Origin of the sequence: Mycobacterium sp. EPa45 (assembly GCF_001021385.1) — a bacterium.
Classification (GTDB): domain Bacteria; phylum Actinomycetota; class Actinomycetes; order Mycobacteriales; family Mycobacteriaceae; genus Mycobacterium.
In genome coordinates this window covers 5,286,199-5,307,123 of sequence record NZ_CP011773.1, presented here as the reverse complement: position 1 = coordinate 5,307,123, position 20,925 = coordinate 5,286,199, and the positions used below count along the sequence as shown (strand labels likewise).

Annotated in this window: 18 protein-coding genes; 14 read left to right on the top strand and 4 right to left on the bottom strand. The window is 65.5% G+C overall.

Annotated elements, in window-relative coordinates; all coding sequences use genetic code 11:
- Positions 1-63: 63 nt before the first annotated feature.
- A complete protein-coding gene (locus AB431_RS25050) occupies positions 64-1,239 on the top strand; it encodes a thiolase family protein (protein WP_047332215.1) in 1,176 nt (391 codons plus the stop codon).
- A gap of 80 nt (positions 1,240-1,319) precedes the next feature.
- Here AB431_RS25050 and AB431_RS25045 read toward each other — a convergent pair whose 3' ends face one another.
- A complete protein-coding gene (locus tag AB431_RS25045; protein WP_047332214.1) occupies positions 1,320-2,057 on the bottom strand; it encodes a TetR/AcrR family transcriptional regulator in 738 nt (245 codons plus the stop codon).
- Between the two features lie 162 nt (positions 2,058-2,219).
- Between AB431_RS25045 and AB431_RS25040 the strand changes: the two genes are divergently transcribed.
- From AB431_RS25040 to AB431_RS24985, 12 genes are all read left to right on the top strand, one after another.
- The gene (locus tag AB431_RS25040) at positions 2,220-2,579 is read left to right on the top strand and encodes a hypothetical protein (protein WP_047333786.1); all 360 of its coding nucleotides are present in this window, start codon (positions 2,220-2,222) and stop codon (positions 2,577-2,579) included.
- 12 nt (positions 2,580-2,591) lie between these two features.
- A complete protein-coding gene (locus tag AB431_RS25035) occupies positions 2,592-3,389 on the top strand; it encodes an SDR family NAD(P)-dependent oxidoreductase (protein ID WP_047332213.1) in 798 nt (265 codons plus the stop codon).
- Positions 3,390-3,398: 9 nt separating this feature from the next.
- Entirely contained in the window at positions 3,399-4,406 is a 1,008-nt protein-coding gene (locus AB431_RS25030) for a dihydrodipicolinate synthase family protein (RefSeq protein ID WP_047332212.1), read from the top strand.
- 78 nt (positions 4,407-4,484) lie between these two features.
- The gene (locus AB431_RS25025) at positions 4,485-5,327 is read left to right on the top strand and encodes an enoyl-CoA hydratase (RefSeq protein WP_047332211.1); all 843 of its coding nucleotides are present in this window, start codon (positions 4,485-4,487) and stop codon (positions 5,325-5,327) included.
- A 13-nt stretch (positions 5,328-5,340) separates the two neighbouring features.
- Positions 5,341-6,549: an amidohydrolase family protein gene (locus AB431_RS25020; RefSeq protein ID WP_047332210.1), complete on the top strand. Its 1,209-nt coding sequence runs from the start codon at positions 5,341-5,343 to the stop codon at positions 6,547-6,549.
- A 3-nt stretch (positions 6,550-6,552) separates the two neighbouring features.
- Positions 6,553-8,163, top strand: coding sequence for an acyl-CoA synthetase (locus AB431_RS25015; protein WP_047332209.1), 1,611 nt, complete (start codon positions 6,553-6,555; stop codon positions 8,161-8,163).
- A complete protein-coding gene (locus AB431_RS25010) occupies positions 8,160-8,987 on the top strand; it encodes an amidohydrolase family protein (RefSeq protein ID WP_047332208.1) in 828 nt (275 codons plus the stop codon). Before AB431_RS25015 ends, AB431_RS25010 begins: the two co-directional genes overlap by 4 nt.
- Complete coding sequence (locus AB431_RS25005; protein ID WP_047332207.1) at positions 8,988-10,034, top strand: acyl-CoA dehydrogenase family protein; 1,047 nt, start codon at positions 8,988-8,990, stop codon at positions 10,032-10,034.
- 7 nt (positions 10,035-10,041) lie between these two features.
- Positions 10,042-11,241 (top strand): acyl-CoA dehydrogenase family protein, encoded by a 1,200-nt coding sequence (locus tag AB431_RS25000; RefSeq protein ID WP_047332206.1) that lies wholly within the window; start codon positions 10,042-10,044, stop codon positions 11,239-11,241.
- Positions 11,238-12,476, top strand: a complete 1,239-nt coding sequence (locus tag AB431_RS24995) for an amidohydrolase family protein (protein ID WP_047332205.1) — start codon at positions 11,238-11,240, stop codon at positions 12,474-12,476. Before AB431_RS25000 ends, AB431_RS24995 begins: the two co-directional genes overlap by 4 nt.
- A 9-nt stretch (positions 12,477-12,485) precedes the next feature.
- Positions 12,486-13,688: an acyl-CoA dehydrogenase family protein gene (locus AB431_RS24990; RefSeq protein ID WP_047332204.1), complete on the top strand. Its 1,203-nt coding sequence runs from the start codon at positions 12,486-12,488 to the stop codon at positions 13,686-13,688.
- The gene (locus tag AB431_RS24985) at positions 13,685-14,890 is read left to right on the top strand and encodes a cytochrome P450 (RefSeq protein ID WP_047332203.1); all 1,206 of its coding nucleotides are present in this window, start codon (positions 13,685-13,687) and stop codon (positions 14,888-14,890) included. Before AB431_RS24990 ends, AB431_RS24985 begins: the two co-directional genes overlap by 4 nt.
- 104 nt (positions 14,891-14,994) lie before the next feature.
- Here AB431_RS24985 and AB431_RS24980 read toward each other — a convergent pair whose 3' ends face one another.
- From AB431_RS24980 to AB431_RS24970, 3 genes are read right to left on the bottom strand one after another with little or no spacing between them, the layout of a single operon-like run.
- On the bottom strand, positions 14,995-16,224 hold the full coding sequence (locus AB431_RS24980; RefSeq protein ID WP_047332202.1) for an HNH endonuclease signature motif containing protein: 1,230 nt from the start codon (positions 16,222-16,224) through the stop codon (positions 14,995-14,997).
- Positions 16,225-16,279: 55 nt separating this feature from the next.
- Positions 16,280-17,461 (bottom strand): CaiB/BaiF CoA-transferase family protein, encoded by a 1,182-nt coding sequence (locus AB431_RS24975; RefSeq protein ID WP_047332201.1) that lies wholly within the window; start codon positions 17,459-17,461, stop codon positions 16,280-16,282.
- A gap of 3 nt (positions 17,462-17,464) precedes the next feature.
- Positions 17,465-18,610, bottom strand: a complete 1,146-nt coding sequence (locus AB431_RS24970; RefSeq protein WP_047332200.1) for a thiolase family protein — start codon at positions 18,608-18,610, stop codon at positions 17,465-17,467.
- 69 nt (positions 18,611-18,679) lie between these two features.
- Here AB431_RS24970 and AB431_RS24965 point away from each other — a divergent pair, with 69 nt between their 5' ends.
- Positions 18,680-20,860 carry a molybdopterin-dependent oxidoreductase gene (locus tag AB431_RS24965; protein ID WP_047332199.1) on the top strand — a complete coding sequence of 727 codons (2,181 nt, stop codon included), beginning with the start codon at positions 18,680-18,682 and terminating at the stop codon, positions 20,858-20,860.
- Positions 20,861-20,925: the final 65 nt, after the last annotated feature.

The following is a 20,925-nucleotide window of genomic DNA, read 5'->3' as shown; positions in this document are numbered from 1 at the left end:
AGATTCTGTTATTTTTGTAACGTTGCGCACAGCGCAACGTCTCAACGTCGAAGTGAGGTCGTCATGCCCGAACCAGTCATTGTCGGTGCCGTCCGGACCGCGATCGGTCGCTCGTTCAAGGGCACGCTGGTCAACACCCCGCCCGAGGTGCTGCTGGGCGCCGTGCTGCCCGAGGTGGTTCGCCGCGGTGGCATCGACCCGAACGCGATCGACGACGTCATCATCGCCGAATCGCATTACGGCGGCGGCGATCTCGCCCGCTACGCCGCGCTGGTCGCGGGCTTCGAGAACGCGCCCGGTCAGGCCGTCAACCGGCACTGCGCGGGCAGCCTCACGGCAATCGGCAACGCCTCGGCTCAGATCGGTTCGGGCATGGAGCGCGTGCTCGTCGCCGGTGGTGTGCAGTCACTGTCGATGACGCCCCTGATGAACCAGCGCATCCCCGGCCCAGAGCTGAAGTTCGAAGAGCGCTGGCTGCCGCCGATCCACGTCGAGACCCCCGATGCGCCGGCGCGCGACATGTCGATCACCGTCGGCTGGAACACCGCCCAGTCCTACGGGATCAGCCGGGAACAGCTCGACGAATGGGCCGCGCGCAGCCATCAGCGTGCCGTCGCCGCCCAGGACGCGGGCAAGTTCGCCGACGAAATCATCCCGCTGAAGGTCGAGCAGTTCGACGGCTCGGTCACCGAATTTGCCGTCGACGAGCACCCGCGCCGCGACACCACGGTCGAGAAGCTCGCCGGTCTCAAGGTGCTGCACCCCGAGATCGAGGGATTCTCGATCACCGCCGGTAACAGCAGCGGAACCAACGACGCGGCCGCCGCCGTCGCCCTGACCGAGCGCGACTACGCGAGCTCCAACTCACTCGACGTGCTGGCCACCGTGAAGGCGTGGGGAGCCGCGGGCGTGCCCGCGCGCGACACCGGCCTCGGCGCGGTCGCCGTCATCGGCAAGGTGCTCGGCCGGGCGGGCCTGAAGCCGTCGGACGTAGCGTTGTGGGAGATCAACGAGGCCTTCGCCTCGGTGCCGATCGCGGCTTGCAAGGAGTACGGCATCGACGAGGAGCTGGTGAACTTCTCCGGCAGCGGCTGCAGTCTCGGCCACCCCATCGCGGCCTCCGGCGCCCGGATGATCACCACGCTGATCTACGAGCTGCGCCGTCGGGGCGGCGGCATCGGTGTCGCGGCGATGTGCGCCGGCGGCGGCCAGGGCGGCGCGGTCGTCATCGAGGTCTAGGTTCTGCGCCGAGCAGACGCAAAATCGCGCGTTTTCGGGCTCCGGAGTGCGAGTTTGTGTCTGCTCGCGGAGAGAGCTGACTAACCCTTCCGGCGCGACTTCGGCGATGAGGATTTCTTGCCTTCCTCGATGAGCGCCGCCGCGTGGTCGAGGATGCACTCCAGGCCGAACTCGAAGTTGTGCTCATCGGCGCCGCCGATCCGGTGCCCCTCGGCGCTGACCTTGGCGAGCAGCGGCGTGCTCTCGGCATTGCCGATGATCGCGTCCTCGAGCTGGTGGGCATCCTCGCCGGCGGCCCGGTTCTTCTCGTAAAGCCGGTGCAGCACAACCGAACCGCGAACGTGCACCGACACCGCCGAATAGGTGTCGAATGCGTCTTCGGCGGACAGGCCGGCCTCGACCAGACTGGTGATCGCCTTCTCGACCTCCTGCTCACCGGCCCGCACTGCCCGCGGGCTCAGCGCCGAGCGGATCAGGATCAGATCGCACAGGATCGGGTTGCCCATGAATGTCTTTCGCATCGCGCGCGCATGGTTCGACAACGTCTCACGCCAGTCGGCCGCCTCGACGTAGGGCGTGGCGAACACATACTGGCCCAGAGCCCGGTCGGTCATCGCGTTGAGCAGGTCGTCCTTCTTGCGGAAGTACCAGTAGATGCTGGTGACGCCGACGCCGAGGTGCTTGCCCAGCAAAGGCATGCTCAGGTTGTCGATCGACACCTGCTCGGCGAGTTCGAAGGCACCCGCGATGATGTCGTCGGGATTGATCGACCCACGCTCGCGCCGGGGCCGCTTGGCGGCGGTCGCTGGCTTGGCCACTGCAGGTCCACCTTCCGTTCGAAAATCAGCGGGTGGAAACTTTACCCCGAAGTGGGGTGTGAACTGCGTCTCCGCTCCGAATCCTTCGGTCTCGTCCCGTTACTGTAAAGCCTATAGTAGGTTTTACCGATACCAGCGAACCAGACAGTGGAGGAGCCGCGGGTGTCGGACGCAGTGCTGCGGGAACGCCAAGGCCGGAAACTGATCATCACGATCAATCGACCCGAAGCGCGCAATGCGGTGAATCTTGCTGTTAGCCGAGGACTTGCCGACGCGATCGACGAGCTCGACAGCGACCCCGACCTGGCCGGGGCGATCGGACTGGCCGGCAAGATCAGCGCGAACGGCCCGCTCGCCCTCGCCGCGACCAAAGACGTGCTGCTGCAATCCGCCGACTGTAGCCGGGCGGAGATGTGGAAGAAGCAGATGGAACTCATCATTCCGGTGTTCACCTCCAACGACGCCCGCGAAGGTGCCGTCGCGTTCGCCGAGAAGTGTGCGCCGAATTGGACCGGTACGTAAGCCCAACCGGTCGTGGATCTCGGGCTCGGTGACGCGACCGCCGTCGTGGTCGGCGGCGGTCGCGGAATGGGACTGGCCGCGGCGCGATGCCTGGCCGACGACGGCGCCCGCATCGCGCTGATCGGCCGTACGGCTGCGGTGCTCGACGCTGCGGCCGAAGAACTGAGCGGGCGAGGCAGCCCGGATGCCGTCGGACTGGTGGCCGACACCGGCGACGACACCCAGGTTCAGCACGTGTTCGCCCAGATCCGGCAGCGGTGGGGCGGCCGGCTCAACATCCTCATCAATGCCGTCGGGCCAAGTGTGCAAGGCACTTTCGACGACCTGACCGACGACCAGTGGCGCACCGCGATCGACGAGGGCGCTCTGGGCATGGTCCGTTGTGTGCGGGCGGCGCTACCACTGCTGCGGGCCGCGGAGTGGGCGCGCATCGTCAACTTCGCCGCGCAGTCCACGCAACGGCAGAGCCCGCGGCTGTCGGCATACACCGCAGCCAAGGCCATGGTCGCCAGCGTCTCCAAGAACCTGTCGCTGCACCTCGCGTCCGATGAGATCCTGGTCAACGTCGTCTCACCGGGCAGCATCGCCTCGGAAGCGCTCACCGGCTGGGCCGAGTCGGTCGGTGTCGACGGCAACGATCCCTACGCGCTGATGGCCGCCATCGACGAACATTTCGGCCATCCGGCGCATCTGCCGCGCGCGGGGCTGCCCGACGAGATCGGTCCCGTCGTCGCCTTCCTTGCCTCCAAACGCAACTCGTATATGACCGGCGCCAACATCAACGTCGACGGCGGGTCCGACTTCACCTGAGGAGCAGTGATGGCCACAGCGCGCGATGCCCGGGACTGGGCACGCACCGGACTGCACGGTATCGGCGACAGCCTCTACACACCGTTTTCCGGAACCGACGGTGACGAGATTGATTGGGACGCCTATCGGGCATTGGTGCGGTACTGCGTCGGGGAGCTCAAGCATCCGATGCTGTGGTGCACCAGCGGTATCGCCGAGTTCTGGTCGCTGACGCTCGATGAGCGAAAGCGGTTGCTGGAAGTCGCAATTGAGGAGGGGCGGCGCGCCAACCCCGACGTCGTCATCCAAGCCTGCACCGCGGCCACGGCCGCCAAGGACTGCCTGGAACTCACCCGGCATGCCCAGAAAGCGGGCGCCGACATCGCCTATATCCAGACGCCGATGATGGAAACCCATGGCGGTGAGGGCGTGCTGCGCTTCTTTCACTACGTCGCCGATCGCACCGACATCGCGCTCGGCATGTTCAACTCGCCATCGTCGGGATACGTGCTGACGCCCGCGGAGGGGGCACGTATCTACGCCGAGATTCCTGCGGTGTGCGCGACGAAGGAGGGTGCCTTCCGTCCGGGAAATACCCGGTTGCTGCACGAGCTGGCGCCGGGCCTGGTGATCTGGGAATGCGATCTCACGGTGTACCGCGCGGGCTGGTTGCGAGCCGGGATCGTCGGCCCCGCCCAGCTGGGGACCGCGGGCTATCTGAACGAAACGCCGCAGCGGCCGATCATCTCCGAGTACTGGGAGCTGGTCTGGGCCGACAAACTCATCGATGCGATGGACTACGCCGAGCGGTCCGGACTCGATCAGTTCGGTATCGACATGGGCAACTGGTTCACCTGCTACCCGGGTCGTCCCGACTACTTCACCCACTGGGGCGGCGCGTTCAAGTACGCCGCGTCCTTGCTGGGATTGCCGATCGGTGGCTATCCGCATTCGCGCCCGCCGCAGACTGAATTGCCCGACGCTGGAAAGACTCAGATCGAGAAGGCATACCGGCGGCTCGGCCTCATCGAACACTGATTGCGGAAGGGGATACCGATAGGTGTACAGTATGGACAAATCCGCATGTTGGCGCGCCATTCTCGGAGGTACCCCTAGGTGACCGAAACCAAGGCCGACCTAACCGCGACGTCCGCTGCTGCCAAGCCCGTTCTCTACGAAGTGCTCGACAGCGGGGTGGCGGTCCTGACGTTCAACCGTCCCGAACGGATGAACGGGTGGGGCGGTGGCCTGGCCGCCGGCTTCTATGCGGGCATGGATGCTGCCGAGGCCGATCCGAATGTGCGGGCCATCGTGGTGACCGGACGTGGGCGGGCTTTCTGTGCGGGCGCCGATATGGGCGACCTGGCGTCGATCAGTTCGGCCAGTGTCGACAGTGCCGGCGAGGCTGACCTGACCAAGATGGTGGGGGAGCGGCATCCGCTGTTCGTCACCACCGTCACCAAGCCGGTGATCGCCGCGATCAACGGAGCCTGTGCCGGCATCGGGCTCACCCAGGCGTTGTTCTGCGACGTTCGATTCGCCGCGGCCGGCGCCAAGTTCACCACGTCGTTCGCGCGCCGCGGCCTGATCGCCGAGTACGGCATCTCGTGGATTCTGCCGAAAGTCGTCGGCTGGGGCGCGGCGCTGGATCTGCTGATGAGCGGCCGGGTGTTCTACGCCGAGGAGGCGTTCGAGCTCGGCATGGTCAAAGAAGTTGTGCCGCCTGACGAGTTGCTGAGCCGCGCAATTGAATACGCCGAGGAAATCGCCGCCAACTGCGCGCCGAGCTCGTTGGCTGTCATCAAGCGGCAGGTCTATGGCGACGCACTGCGCGAGGCGGAAGACGCCAGCCGGCGAGCCGAGACGCTCATGCACGAATCCATGCAGCGCCCCGATTTCATCGAAGGAATCACCGCGTTCTTCGAGAAGCGGCCCCCGAACTTCCCGCCCCTGACGTGAGAGGACGACACCGATGACTCTGGACTACAAGGCGATTGACGTCGACAACCACTATTACGAGCCGACCGATTCGTTCACCCGGCATCTGCCCAAGGAGTTCAAGCGCCGTGGCGTGCAGATGCTCACGGAGGGAAAGCGCACCTTCGCGGTGATCGGTGGTGTCGTCAACCACTTCATCCCCAACCCGACGTTCGACCCGATCATCGAGCCAGGATGCCTGGATCTGTTGTTCCGCGGTGAGATCCCCGAAGGTGTCGACCCGGCGTCGCTGATGAAGGTCGACCGGCTCAGCGACCACCCCGAATACCAGAACCGGGACGCCCGGCTGAAGATCCTGGACAAACAGAACCTCGAAACCGTGTTCATGCTGCCGACATTCGCGTGCGGCGTCGAGGAGGCGCTCAAGCACGACGTCGAGGCGACCATGGCCTCGGTGCATGCCTTCAACCTATGGCTCGACGAGGACTGGGGCTTCGACCGGCCCGACCACCGGTTCATCTCGGCGCCCATCATCTCACTGGCCGACCCGGACGCCGCGGTCGCGGAGGTCGAGTTCGTGCTGAGCCGCGGCGCGAAGATCGTCTGCGTGCGGCCGGCTCCGGTGCCTGGAGTGGTCAAACCGCGCTCGCTCGGCGACCCGCTGCACGACCCGGTGTGGGCTCGGCTGGCCGAGGCGGGGGTTCCCGTGGTCTTCCACCTGTCCGACAGTGGTTACCTCGCGATCGCGGCGCAGTGGGGCGGCAAGGCAACGTTCGAGGGATTCGGCAAAAAGGATCCGCTGGATCAGGTGCTGCTCGACGACCGCGCCATCCACGATTCGATGGCGTCGATGATCGTGCACCAGGTGTTCACCCGCCATCCGAAGCTCAAGGCGGCCAGCATCGAGAACGGTTCGTACTTCGTCTACCGGCTGATCAAGCGATTGAAGAAGGCGGCCAATACCGCGCCGTACCATTTCAAGGAGGATCCGGTCGCGCAGCTGAAGAACAACGTCTGGATCGCGCCGTACTACGAGGACGACGTCAAGCTGCTGGCCGACACCATCGGCGTGGACAAGATCTTGTTCGGCTCGGACTGGCCGCACGGCGAGGGGCTGGCCGATCCGATGAGTTTCACCGCCGACATTCCGCAGTTCCCCGAATTCAGTGCCGAAGACACCCGGAAGGTGATGCGGGACAACGCATTGGATCTACTCGGCGTGTCCGTGTCGTCGGCGGCCTGACCGGTGCCCGAATGGACGATCGGCGCCGTCCTGGACGCCATCGCCGAGGTCATCCCCGATCGGCCCATGACGATCTGCGGCGAGCGCACCAGCACCTTCGCCGATTCGGCTGATCGGACGCGGCGGCTGGCGAACTTTCTGGCGGGCAAGGGCTTCGGCGCGCAGCGCGAACGGGCCGACCTCGAGAACTGGGAGTGTGGCCAGGACCGGGTTGCGTTGATCATGCACAACGACCTGTATCCGGACATGGTGATCGGTTGTCTCAAGGGCCGGGTCGTGCCGGTCAACGTCAACCACCACTACACGCCCCGCGAAGTCGCCGAACTGCTCGCGTACGTCAAGCCGCGTGCGGTCATCTACCACCGGTCGCTGGGCGCCAAGTTCGCCGATGTCCTGCCGCCCGACAGCGCCGAGCTGCTGATCTCGATCGAGGACGGCAGCGACGAAGCAGCCCTGCCGGGCGCGATCGATCTGGAAGATGCGCTGGCGCAGGGTGATCGGGATCAGGACATCGAGCCGTCACCGGATGATGTCCTGATGATCTGCACCGGCGGCACCACGGGTCGACCGAAAGGCGTGATGTGGCGCCAGGCCGACACCTACGCCGTCTCGATGAACGGGGCCGACCATGAGTCGGTCACCGATATCCACGACAAGCTCGGCACTCCTGGCGCGCCGTGGTTCGCCGTGTCCCCGCTGATGCACGCCGCCGGAATGTGGACGGCGTTCGCCGCCGTCCTCAACGGACAGACGGTGGTGCTCTACGACTCACCGAAATTCGACCCGCAGCACGTACTGTCCACCGCGCAGCGGCACAAGGTCGGGATGATGACGATGGTCGGCGATGCCTATGCCGCCCCGCTGGTCGACGAGCTGCGGCGCGGCGACTACGACCTGTCCTCGTTGTTCGCCCTGGCCACCGGGGGAGCGGCGACCAACCTCAAGCACCAGCACGCGTTGCTGGAGCTGCTTCCCAACATCATCCTGATCAATGGCTACGGGTCCTCGGAGACCGGCAACGTCGGGTTCGGCCGCAGCATGCGCGGTGACCACAAGGACACCTTCGAATTGCGCGAGGGCGCACTGGTTCTCGCCGAGGACTACAGCCGATTTCTGGATGCCGGTGAGGATCAGGTCGGCTGGGTGGCCCGCGCTGGCCGGATCCCGCTGGGATATTTCGACGACGCCGACGCCACCCGAAAGACCTTCCCCGAAGTCGACGGTGCCCGGGTGGTGATCTCCGGTGACCGCGGCTCGCTGGCGCCGGACGGGACGCTGCGGCTTCTCGGCCGGGACTCGCTGGTGGTCAACACCGGTGGAGAGAAGGTTTTCGTCGAGGAGGTCGAAGAGGTGCTACGCGCGCATCCTGCCGTCACCGACGCCCTGGTCGTGGGCCGCCCAAGTGAGCGATGGGGGTCGGAGATAGTGGCTCTGATCGCGCTGCGCAACGACGTCGATCCCGAGGTACTGCATGAGCACTGCACCGAACAGCTCGCCCGCTACAAAGCCCCGAAAGAGTTCATCGTCGTCGAACAGGTGAAGCGCCTGGGTAACGGCAAGGCCGACTATCGCTGGGCCAAACAGATTGCCGACAGCAAGGTTTCGTTGCCATGACGCGCAAGGTGATCGACGGACTGATCAACGTTCACTTCGGCGAGGCGGAGCAGCAGCCGACCTGGATGCTCAAGGTCCGCGACGACTACTTCAAGGGTCCCAAGTCGATGTTCGCCCCGGTCGACCTCGGTGAGCTGCTCGACGAGATGGACGCCCACGGCGTGCAGAAGGCCATCCTGATGGACAACATCGTCAAGCCGCACGTCACCGCGCGCAAATTCGCGCAAGCCAGGCCGGACCGGTTCGCACTGGCCATGGGTGGCATGAATCTGCTCAGACCGATGCCCACCCTACGTGAGCTGACCGCGATCGTCGCCGACCTACCGGTCGTGTACGCCGCTGTGGGACCGAGCTTTTGGGGTGACGCGCAATATCCGCCCAGCGATGCCGTCTACTACCCGCTGTACACCAAGTGCGCCGAGCTGGACCTGCCGCTGTGCTTGAACACCGGACTGCCGGGGCCGCCGATCCCGGGCGAGGTTCAGAATCCGATCCACCTGGACCGGGTGTGTGTGCGGTTCCCCGAACTGCGACTGTGCATGATCCACGGCGCCGATCCCTGGTGGGAGGTGGCCATCCGGTTGATGATCAAGTACGAGAATCTGCGCCTGATGACCTCGGCATGGTCACCGAAACGGCTGCCGGACAGCTTGCTTCACTACATGCGAACGCGTGGGCCGAACAAGGTGATGTTCGGTTCCGACTGGCCGGTGCTCAAATTGCATCGCGTGGTCCCGGAAGCCGAGGCGCTGGACCTGCCGCCCGAAGTCCTCGACAACTATCTCTACAACAACGCCAACGATTTCTTCTTCAGGGAGCGCTGAATGGACCGCTACGAATTGCGCAGGCTGGACTACAGCCTCACCGACGACCACAAAGATCTGCAGACCGCCTACCGGCAGTTCTTCAAAACCCACAGCACCATCGAGACGGTGCGGGCGGCTGAGGCCACCGGGTTCGACAAGAGCCTGTGGGAACGGCTGTGCGCCATGGGCGCAACCACCATGGCGGTCCCCGAATCGGCGGGCGGTGACGGTGCCACCCTGGTGGACCTGACGTTGGTGGCCGAGGAGTTGGGGCGTTTCCTGGCACCGGTGCCGTGGATCGACCACGTATGTGCGGCCCGGCTGCTGGCCCGGTTGGGCGCGCTCACCGACGAAGTGATGAGCGGTAAGCGGATCGCCGGGCTCGACGCCTCCCTGGCCAGTGTCGCGGGAGTGCGGCTGGTCCCGACGGGTTCGATCGCCGACCACATCATCGTCCGCGACGGCCCCAATGGCGAGGACGTGGTGCTCCTGACGTTCGGGACGCGGCCGGCAAAGGTCGACAACATCGGCCGGCTTCCGATGGCCTGGGTCGACCCCGCGGCCGCCGACAGCCGCACGGTGCTGGGCAGCGGGCCCGACGCGCTCGCCGCATACGCTCGGGCACTGGACGAATGGCGGCTGCTGACCGCATCCGCGCTCGTCGGTCTCGTTGAGGAGACCATGACCATCGCCGCCGAGTTCGCCAAGTCCCGCTATACCCTCGGGGTGCCCATCGCCACCCTCCAGGCGATCTCCCACCCGTTGGCGAACATGGTGATCACCGTCGAAGGTGGCCGTAATCTGGCTCGGCGGGCGGCGTGGTTCCTGGACAACGAGCCCGAGGCGCGGCCCGAACTGGCGCCGTCGGCGTTCGTGTTCATGGCTGAAGAAGCGTCCAAGGCGGCCACGATGGCCGTGCACATCCAGGGTGGCCTCGGGGTGTCGTCGGAGGCGGCCGCGACCGCCTATCTGGTTCGGGCCAGGGGCTGGCCGCTGGCCGGCGGTGATCCCGGCGCCAGCGCCAAGCAGATTGCGTACATCCTCGCCGACCGCGAAACCGCCTAGGACCGCAGTGGATTTCTCATACGTCGAGCTTTCCGCCGAAGACCAGAGCTTTCTCGACGAGGTTCGGGACTTCCTGACAACGCACATCACCGACGAGGTGATCCGGCACGACCGCGAGACCGGTGACAATTTCCATGAGGGCGTGCACCTGGCGCTCGGTGAGGCCGGGTACCTCGAGGCCGAGTGGAAGCCGGAATCCGACGGCGGGTTCCCCCGGGTTCGCCGGCGGATCTGGGAGCTGGAGAAGCGACGGTTTCACGTCCCGTGGGTCACCTGGGGCACCACCTCGATGGTGGCGCGCTCGGTCGACACCTTCGGGTCCGATGAGCTCAAAGCCGAAGTGCTGCCGAAGGTTTTCAGCGGGCACGTCCGGCTGTGTCTGGGCTACACCGAGCCCGAAGGCGGCTCGGATGTGGCCACCTGCAAGACCCGCGCCGTGCGGGACGGTGATGGATCGACGTGGATCATTAATGGCTCCAAGATGTTCACCACCGGTGCGCACAACTGCCAGTACGTCTTCCTGATCACCAACACCGATCCGGATGCACCGAAACACAAGAGCCTCACCATGTTTCTGGTTCCGCTGGACCTGCCGGGCATCGAGATCCAGGGTCTGCGCACCGTCGACGGCGACCGGACGAACATCGTCTATTACAGCGATGTCCGCGTCGACGACAAGTACCGCCTCGGTGAGGTCAACGGCGGTTGGACGGTGCTGCGCGAACCGCTCAACGTCGAGCACGGTGCGGTGGCCGCCGCCGCCGACGGGTTGGCCGACGTGTCGATCATGATGCATCAGGCCAACTTCATGGCCACTGCGGTCGACAAGGTCGCCGCCAATGTCGGCCGGACCGGCGCGAACGGCCGGCGCGCAGTGGACGACGGCGCGGTGGCCTACCGGCTCGGGCGCAGCGCCGCCCGAATGGAAGTGGCCCTGAGCTCGCAGAGCCTCTACGGTCGCGTGGCCATCGCGCAGACCATGCGCGATATCTCACCGGATCTGATGGACGTATTAGGCGCTGCGGCAGCGCTTCCGGTGGAGACCGACGGTGCGGCGGACGACGGGGCGTCGGAGTATGTGTACCGGTTCGCGCCGCTGTCGGGTATCTACGGCGGAACGCTGGAGGTGTTCCGCAACATGATCGGGCAGTACGTCCTGGGCCTGGGCAAGCCCGCGTACGCACCGCAAGCGAAGAAGGTGTCATGACCGACGCACAGCTACGTGAAGTGCCGATCTTCGACGCCGATCAGCACATGTACGAGACACCCGAGGCGCTCACCCGCTACCTGCCCGAGCGCTACCGCTATGCGGTGCAGTACGCGCAGATGGGCCGTCAGACCCGGCTGGTGATCAACAACCGGGTCAGCGATTTCATCCCGAATCCCACGTTCGAGCGGGTCGCCGCGCCGGGTGCGCACGAGAAATTCTTCGCCGGTGAGAACACCGAGGGCCTGACACTGCGCGAAATGCAGGGCGCCGCAATCGAAGCGCCGACGGCCACCAAGAACCCGGTGGACCGCATCGCCGAGCTGGACCGCCAGGGTGTCGTCGAGGCGCTGAACTATCCGACGCTGGCCAGCCTGGTCGAGCATTCCTCGGCCGACGACCCGGAGCTGACGCTGGCTATCATCCACGCGCTCAACCAATGGATGGCCGAGCACTGGACCTATGTGTACGACGATCGGCTGTTCTCCACCCCGATCATCAACCTGTCCGAAGTCGACGGCGCGCAACGCGAACTCGAGTACATCCTGTCTCAGGGCGCGGCGGTGGCATTGATCAAGCCCGGTCCGGTCCGCGGCGTGCGCGGATGGCGCTCACCGGCCCTGCCGGAGTTCGATCCGTTCTGGCGGGATGTCGAAGCCGCGGGCCTGCCGGTCGTGCTGCACGCCAGCTACCCGCCGCTCGACTCCTACGTCGGCAAGTGGGAGCCGCCGCACACGCAGAACTTCATGGCGATGAGTGCGTTCCGATGGATGGTTCTGGGGCACCGCGAGATCGCCGACATGATCACCAGCCTGATCTGCCACGGCACGCTGACCCGGTTTCCGCGTCTACGGATCGCCAGCGTCGAGAACGGCAGCTCCTGGATCATCCCGCTGTTCAACGACTTCGACGACCTTTACAAGAAGATGCCGCAGAACTTCCCCGAGCATCCGCATGACGTGTTCCGGCGCAACATCTGGGTCAGCCCGTTCTGGGAGGGCAGCGTGTCGGATGTCGTGAACACCGTCGGATGGGACAAGGTGCTGTTCGGGTCGGATTACCCGCACCCAGAAGGCTTGGCCGAGCCGCGCGGCTTCTGGAAGTACGCCGAAGGTATGGACGAACGCCGGACCTACGACTTCATGGGTGACAACGCCCGCCGGTTCATGGGTCTGCCGCTGGCCAACCCGGACCCCGCCGCGCTCAACCCACCGGTACTGGCGGTCCAGTCTTAAGGAGCTGCGATGGATTTCACCGAAGTCGAACTGAGCGACGATGATGCGGCGTTCCAACGCGAGCTGCGGACCTTCCTGTCCGAGCTGGTGACCGACGAGGTCCGCCTGCATGACCGGCAGACCGGGGACAACTTCCACGAGGGTGTGCACCTGGCCCTCGGCGCGCGCGGTTACCTTGAGCAGGAGTTCAATACGGGGACCGACGCCGGATTCAGCCGTATCCAGCGCCGGATCTGGGACCTCGAGCGTCGCCGGGCACACGTGCCGTGGGTGACGTGGGGCACCACAACGATGGTCGCCAAGGCGGTCGCTGCCTTCGGTAAGCCGGAACTGGTCGACGAGGTGATGCCGCGAGTGTTCGACGGCACGGCGCGCATGTGCCTGGGCTACACCGAACCCGAGGGCGGCTCGGATGTGGCGACCTGCAAGACGCGCGCGGTCCAAGACGGCGATCACTGGATTATTAACGGCTCGAAGATGTTCACCACCGGTGCGCACAACTGCCAGTACGTCTTCCTGCTCACCAACTCTGATCCCGACGCGCCAAAGCACAAGAGCCTGAGCATGTTTCTGGTGCCGCTGGACCTGCCGGGCATCGAAATCCAGGGCATCCGCACGGTCGACGGCGACCGGACGAACATCGTGTACTACACCGACGTCCGGGTGCCCGAGAAGTATCTGCTCGGCGAAGCCAACGGGGGCTGGACGGTGCTGCGCGGGCCGCTGGACGCCGAACACGGTGCCGCACCGACGGTAGCCGACGGGCTCTCCGACGTGTCGATCATGGCCCATCAGGCCGGCGTGATGGCCGCCGCCGTCGATGCCGTCGCCGCCAGGGTCGGGCAGGTTGACGCCGCGGGAAAGCGAATGGTCGACGACGGCGCCGTCGCGTACCGGCTCGGGCGCGCTGCCGCTCGGTTGGAGACGTCCCTTTCCACGCCAAGCATTTTCGGGCGGGTGGCCCAGGCTCAGACGATGCGTGACATCGCACCGGATCTGATGGATCTCGCCGGTGCCGCCTCGGTGCTGCCCGTCGACACCGAAGGGGCGGCTGATGACGGCGCATCCGAATACGCCTTCCGGTTCGCTCCGCTGTTCGGGATCTACGGCGGCACGCTCGAGGTGTTCCGCAACATGATCGCGCAGCATGTCCTCGGGCTGGGCAAACCGAATTACTCCCCACCGGCGAAGAAGGTCTCGACGTCGACATGACAACGACATCGGTGGTCTTCGATCCGTTCTCGGAAGACTTCTTCGTCAGCCCCTACGAGACCTACCGGCGGATGCGCGAGGAAGCGCCGGTCTATTACAGCCACCAGTACGACTTCTACGCGCTGACCCGGCACGACGACGTGTCCGCCGCGTACAAGGACTTCGAGACCTATTCCTCGGCGTACGGCGTGGATCTCGGTCAGGTGCGCAAGGGCGAGGTCACCAAGCATGGGTCGATCATCGCGATGGACCCGCCCGCACACCGCCGGATGCGCAGTCTGCTCAACAAGGTGTTCACCCCACGGGCGATCGAAGCGCAGCGGGCGCTGGTCGTCGAACTGGTCGACAAGCATCTCTCCGCGGTCGATCCGGCCGGATTCGACTTCGTGCAGGACTTCTCGGCACTGTTCCCGGTCGACATCATGACCGCCATGCAGGATGTGCCCGCCGACGACCGGCAGCAGATCCGGCTGTGGATCGACGAACTGCTGCACCGCGAGAGCGGCGACGTCGAGATGACCGAGTCAGGCCAGAAAGCCGCCGTAGACATGGCGATCTACTACTTCCGGCTGATCAAGAAGCGCCGGGAGAACCTCGGCGACGACCTGTTGAGCAAGCTCATCTGCGCCGAGATCGAACGCGACAACGGTCAGATGGAGCCGCTGGACAATATCGAGATCACTGAATTCGCAACGCTATTGGGTGGTGCGGGCGCGGAGACGGTGACCAAGCTGATCGGCAACGCGGCGGTGGTGTTCGCGCAGAACCCCGATCAGTGGGAGCTTCTGCAACGTGACCGCAGCAAGGTCCCGCTGGCCGTCGAAGAATTGCTCCGCTACGAAGCTCCCGCCCAGTACAACGTGCGCTGCTCGCTACGTGAGGTCACCCTGCACGGCATCACCATCCCCGCCGGGAAGCCGGTCTTCTTGGTCGGCGGATCAGCTAACCGCGACCCGCTGGCATGGACCGAACCCGACCGATTCGACATCGACCGGGACCGCACACAGGCCCAGAACCTGGGATTGGGCTACGGAATCCACAGCTGCCTGGGTGCGGCTCTGGCCCGGTTGGAAAGCGCGATCGCACTGGACAAGATGCTGGATTTCATGCCCCGCTACGAAGTGGATTTCAGCAGCTGTAGGCGGGTCAACATGCAAAATGTCGCGGGCTGGAGCAACGTGCCGGTGAAGGTGCTGAGCTGATCAGCCAGTGAGGCCCTTAAGATCTTCTGCGTAGCGGCGACGTTGGTCGTGGGTGGTGTCACTGTGGAATTATCAAGGTGCATAGCAGATTTCAGTTTTTACGGCTAGGCGGCTTTGTCGAGGTGCATGGTGCGCCGGTTGTATGCGGGTAGTGGTGTTCGCTCTGGGTCGACCGTTGCGGGCGGGATGAGCCACGGGTGTTTGTCGTAGCCGAGGATGACGTTCCAGCCGTTGTGGTGGACATCGGCGTGACAGCCTGGGCAGAGTAGGCAGCCGTTGTTCAGGCTGGTTTCGCCCTGGTGGATCCAGTGCTGAATGTGGTGGCAATGGGTTCTGCTGGCGGGGGCACCGCACTTGATACAACACCGATCCCGCAGATACAGCGCTTTGCGCAGATGAGGTGGGAACAGGCGTTTGTCATGCCCCATGTCGAGGGGAACCCGGTGTCCGTCCACGATGATCGTGGTGACGCTCGTGTCGCAGGACAACCTGCCCAGGCTAGCGAGGCTGATCGGTCCCATGAATTCCAGCTCTGCCGCATCGGGGGTGTCTGCAGGCACGGTCAACAACAACTGCGTGCGCGGCGCTGACGCGCTGTCACCGGCGCGTGAGGCGGTGTCGAGTACCGCTTCCAGGGCGTCGGCGCGGCGCCGCTCGGCAGGCCGGGGATCAGGTGTGCCGTCGGGCTCGGGGCGTGGTGCTGACCCTTCCTCCAAGGCGGCGGCGAGTTTGACCCCTACTTCGGCATCCAGATCCCCCCGCACCCTCCAGCGCCCGTCGCAGGTCTTGACGCAGTGCATTTCATTGATCGAGCGATCCTCTGCCGCCGGCAATCCACCCTTCTCCCCGGCGATCTGGTTGCCCAATTTTCTTGCCCGGTCTGCGATCTCGACCGGAGTGGCCCCGGACAAGGCTTGACCCAATAGATCGACTTGATGCCGATACCGGGTGTCCTCATCAACCGGCTTCGCCGCCCGTATCCGAATATGGTTGACGCCCTTCACCACTGCATCCACGTGTTCACCGGACAACGCCCCGTCGGCAGCGTGGGCCATCACCACGGGCAACGCCTCAGCGGCCGTCCCGACACGGAGCATTCGCGCGGCCACTGATGGTGCGCACCCCAACGACATCAGGACTTCTCGCGGTCGTCGCCCGCCATGGACCGTGACCTCCGAATTCGCCAGAACGTTGGCCAGCATCGCAGTCCGGTGGTCGGCGAGATGGCGTACCGCCAGCACCGCCCGTAGTTCACCGATCACGTCACCATCGTCGAGTTCCAGGTCGCGCAGTTCCTCGGCGATCCGGATGAGTTCCGCGGTTGCGGCGTTCATGCTTTGACTCTATTCGAACATATGTTCGATGTCAAGTGAAACGTTCCGCCGGCTCTCAGACGATGTTGTTGCCGCGCAGCTTGGTGATCTCCGCAGCGCTGTAACCGATTTCGGCCAGCACCTCATCGGTGTGCTCGCCGAGCAACGGAGCCCGGTGCCGGATCGAACCCGGTGTCGCCGAGAGGCGAAACGGTGTCTCGATGAGGGGAACGGGTCGAGACGCGCCGGGGAACGGCACATGTTTGAGGTAGCCCATCGCCGCGACGTGCGGATCGTCGAGGACCTCTTGCGGCGAGTTCAACGGTGCAGCAGGCAGTTTCGCCGATTCGAGCTGCGCGAGCACCTCGGCCTTGGTCTTGCCGGCGCACCACTGCTGCATCAGGTCGTTGAGGACATCCCCGTTTTCCCAGCGCGAGTCGTCGTCGGCGAAGCGCGGATCGTCGAACAGCTCCTCCCGACCGATCAACCGACACCACCGTTTGAACATCGGCTGACCGGCGATCTGCAGCAGCACCCAGCCGTCGGACACTTCGTAGAGGTCACACGGGGCGACCGAGGTGCCGCGGTTGCCCGCCCTGGGCTTGTCCACACCGAGCAGCTCGCGCTCGATGAGGAAGGCGTTGGACAGCATCAAAGCCGTTGGCAGCAAAGCACCTTCGACGTGCTGCCCCTGCCCGGTCTGGCTGCGGTGGTACAGCGCCATCATGACCCCGATGGTCAGGGTGAGCGCGGTGCCGAAGTCAGCCTGGGGTACCACGGTGCGGATCGGCAACTCGGGCAGGCCCTGTCGATAGACGGCGCCGGACATCACCTGCCCGGCGCCGTCGAATCCGATGCGGTCGCTGTAGGGGCCGCCTTCGCCGTATGCGGTCGCGCTGGCCAGAATGATGTCGGGTTTGACGGCGCGCAGCGATTCATAGTCGAGGCCGCTGGCCCGCATCCCTGCGGCCGGCATGTTGGCGATCACGATGTCGGACCGGGCGACCAACCGGCGGGTGATGGCGGCGCCCTCCGGCGTTGTCGAGTCCAGCGTCAGGGAGCGCTTATTGCGGTTGCATTGCAGGAAGGTGCCGCCCTCGCCACCACTGGTGACCGATTGCACCCAGCGGTCTTCGCCGCCTTCCCGCTTCTCAACCCGCAGGACGTCGGCGCCCATGTCGGCGAGCAGTGCGCCGCACCAGGGCGCGGCGATGAATCGGCCGTAGTCCAGAACCCGCACACCGTCGAGAACGCCCATGGCTCAGCGGGTGAGAACAGTCGCGGCTGCGGTACCCGGTGCGCCGTATAACTGGGTGAAGCCGACCTTCGGCTCACCGGGAACCTGGCGGTCGCCGGCCTCGCCGCGCAGCTGCCGGACGATCTCGTGGATCTGCCGCAGCCCGGAGGCGCCGATCGGCTCACCGTTGGCGATCAGGCCCCCGTCGGTGTTGATCGGCATCGAGCCGTCGATCTCGGTCTCGCCGTCGGCCAGTAACCGCTCCTGATCACCGTCCGGGCAGAACCCGCACTCGGCCATATGGATGATCTCTGCGCCGGCATCGGTGTCCTGCAGCTGGATCACATCGACGTCTTGCGGTGCCACACCGGCTTTTTCGAACGCGGCACGGGCCGCGAACACCGTCGGTGCGGCGACCTCGTCGACCGGGCCGAAGGTGGTGTTGACCTCGTAGGCGCCGTACGTTCGGGTGCGGACCTCGACGGCCTTGAGGTAGACCGGCTTGGAGGTGTAGCGGTGTGCGATGTCGGCGCGGCACATGATCACGGCCGCGGCCCCCTCGTCGGGCGCACAGAACATGTACTGGGTCAGCGGATAGTTCAGCATCGTCGAGTTGAGGATCTCTTCCTCGGGAATGGGCTTGCGCCGGAACGCATTGGGGTTCAGCGCGCCGTTGCGGAAGTTCTTGGCCGCGACCTTGGCGAGTGTGGCCTGGGAGATCCCGTGGTCGTGCAGGTAGCGGTTGGCCTTCATGCCGAAGAACTGGGTGGTGAGGTACTGGCCGTTCTCGGCGTACCAGCGCGGCATACCGACCAGGGCGGGATCCTCGGTGAAGGCGCCGCGCGGGTGCTTGTCCAAGCCGATCGCGATGCCGATGTCATAGTCGCCCAGCCGGATCCCGTCGGCGCACGCCTTCGCGGCGCTGGCCGCCGTCGCGCACGCATTGAAGACGTTGGTGAACGGGATCCCAGTGAGCCCGACCATGCCGACGATCGCGTCGGGATTGGCGACAGTCCAGCTGCCACCCGTGGCGAACTGGACGTCTTTCCACTCGATGCCGGCGTCGGCGACAGCGGCGAAGATGGCGTCGACACCCATTTCCATCGCGGATTTGCCTTCGAATCGGCCGAACGGGTGCAGGCCGACGCCGATGATGGCGACATCGTTCATCGATGGTCTTCCTCTCGGGATCCGCCGTACGGGCAAACGAACTGTAACACTTACAGTATCCTGGCCTGTGTGGCGTCGAACATCGAGCACAAGACCACCTTCTGCCGCATCTGCGAACCGCTGTGCGGCATGGTGGCCACCGTCGAGGACGGCCGTCTGACGGCGTTGCGTCCAGACAAGGACCATCCGCTCTCGGCCGGTTTCGCCTGCCAGAAGGGCATCGCGTTCACCGAGGTGCAGAACGATCCGGACGGGGTCACCACGCCGCTGCGCAAGACTGCCGATGGCTACCAGCCCGTGAGCTGGGACGAGGCACTGTCCGATATCGCCGGCCGGTTGACGCGGATTCTGGAGGCCCGCGGCGCGGGCGCGGTCGGCTGGTACATGGGCAACCCGGGCGCCTTCAGCTACGCGCACACGTTCGCGGCGCTGATGTTCATCAAAGGCCTCGGCGCGGGTGGTCACTACTTCACGGCGTCATCCCAGGACACCAACAGCCGACTGATCGCCAGCCAGATGTTGTACGGAGCGCCGACCTCGGTGCCGATCCCCGATCTGACGCGCACCGACTTCCTGGTCATGATGGGCGCCAATCCGCTTGTCTCCCACGGCAGTTTCTTGACCGCGCCGCGGATCAAGGACCGCATGCACGACATCGTCAAGCGGGGCGGGCGAGTGGTCGTCGTGGATCCGCGCCGCACCGAGACGGCGGCGGCGTTCGAATGGCTGCCCATCGTGCCGGACGCCGACGCCTTCCTACTGCTGTCCCTGCTACAGGTGATGTTCGCCGAGGGCCTCGTCGACACCGCGAAGGTCGAGGCGCAGGCCGACGGCCTCGAGTGGCTGCGGGCGCTGTGCGCGCGGTTCACCCCGGAGTTCACCGCCGCCCACACCGGCATCGACGCCGACAGCGTCCGGTCGCTCGCACGGGATCTGGTGCGCGCGCCGCGGGCGGCCGTCTACGGCAGGCTCGGCACGTGCGTCGGCCGATACGGCACCCTCACCACCTACCTCATCGACGCGGTGAATCTCGTCGCGGGCAACCTCGATACCCCCGGCGGGTCGGTGTTCAGCACGATGGAGACCGTCGGGGGACGCTGGCAGGCCACGATCATGGGCCTCGCGATGCGCCGTTCGTACCGCAATCGGTCCCGCATCGGGGGGATCCCGATAGCCGTCGCGATGGAACCGGCCGCGCTGATGGCCAAAGAGATCACCACGCCGGGCGACCGGCAGATTCGGGCGATGTTCGTCTCCGCGGGCAACCCGGTGCTGTCGGTGCCCAACGGCGATGAACTCGAAGCAGCCTTCGATTCGCTGGAACTCTCTGTGGCCCTTGACTTCTACGTGACCGAGACGACCGGGAGGTGCGACTACATCCTGCCGGTGACCACGATGTACGAACGCGACGACTTCCCGTACACGTTCCAGGCGTTCCAGGCCACGCCGTTTCGCCAGGCCACCGAGGCCGTCGTCGCGCCGGCCGGTCAGGCGCGCTCGGAGTGGGACATCGTCGAAGACCTCGCGGTCCGGCTGGCGCCCAGTGTGCGTGCGTTCGCGGTATTCGCCACCATGCGAAAGGCGCTGGGCCGCTTCGGGATAGCGCTCAAGCCACGGATGATGATCGATGCCCTGATCCGGATGTCGCAAGGCGGCGATTTGTTCGGTCTGCGTCGCGGCGGGCTGACGCATCGCCGGCTGACCGAGGACCACCCGCACGGTGTGGTGCTGGCACCGCACATCCGCACCGGGGTTCTGCGTAATTCGGTGGCCTATGTGTCCCGTCGGGTCCGGCTCGCCCACCCCGGTATTGCCGCCGAGGTCGAGAAGCTCGCGCGCAGCGGTCATCCGGTGGGCTATCCATTGCGGATGATCGGCATGCGTGAGCCGCGTTCGGAGAATTCCTGGATGCACAACTCACCGCTGCTGATGCGGGGCGAGCGGGGACACCGCGCGCTGATCCACGTCGACGACGCGGCCCAATTGGCGATCAGCGATGGCGACGTGGTGCGGGTGTCGTCGCCATACGGCGAGATCACGGTCGAAGTGACCACCACCAAGGACCTGATGGCCGGCGTGGTCGCCGTCCCGCACGGCTGGGGGCACAGCGGCACCGGCACATGGAAACTCGCGAATCGGGCAGGCGGGTCCAACGTCAACCGGCTGACGTCGAGCGCGCCCGAGGATGTCGAGTCGCTGGCGGGGATGGCCTGGCTGACCGGCGTCCCGGTCCGGGTCGAAAGCGCCTAGTCAGAATCGTTGAACGCGAGGGCGTCCCCCGGGTGGTAGTCTGGAACAGATATTTGGTACGCGAA

Coding starts and splice junctions, on each gene's coding strand:
- AB431_RS25005 (WP_047332207.1), top strand. CDS start 8,988: ATGGACCGCTACGAATTGCGCAGGCTGGACTACAGCCTCACCGACGAC.
- AB431_RS25010 (WP_047332208.1), top strand. CDS start 8,160: ATGACGCGCAAGGTGATCGACGGACTGATCAACGTTCACTTCGGCGAG.
- AB431_RS24985 (WP_047332203.1), top strand. CDS start 13,685: ATGACAACGACATCGGTGGTCTTCGATCCGTTCTCGGAAGACTTCTTC.
- AB431_RS24970 (WP_047332200.1), bottom strand. CDS start 18,610: ATGAACGATGTCGCCATCATCGGCGTCGGCCTGCACCCGTTCGGCCGA.
- AB431_RS25050 (WP_047332215.1), top strand. CDS start 64: ATGCCCGAACCAGTCATTGTCGGTGCCGTCCGGACCGCGATCGGTCGC.
- AB431_RS25030 (WP_047332212.1), top strand. CDS start 3,399: ATGGCCACAGCGCGCGATGCCCGGGACTGGGCACGCACCGGACTGCAC.
- AB431_RS24980 (WP_047332202.1), bottom strand. CDS start 16,224: ATGAACGCCGCAACCGCGGAACTCATCCGGATCGCCGAGGAACTGCGC.
- AB431_RS25020 (WP_047332210.1), top strand. CDS start 5,341: ATGACTCTGGACTACAAGGCGATTGACGTCGACAACCACTATTACGAG.
- AB431_RS24975 (WP_047332201.1), bottom strand. CDS start 17,461: ATGGGCGTTCTCGACGGTGTGCGGGTTCTGGACTACGGCCGATTCATC.
- AB431_RS24990 (WP_047332204.1), top strand. CDS start 12,486: ATGGATTTCACCGAAGTCGAACTGAGCGACGATGATGCGGCGTTCCAA.
- AB431_RS24995 (WP_047332205.1), top strand. CDS start 11,238: ATGACCGACGCACAGCTACGTGAAGTGCCGATCTTCGACGCCGATCAG.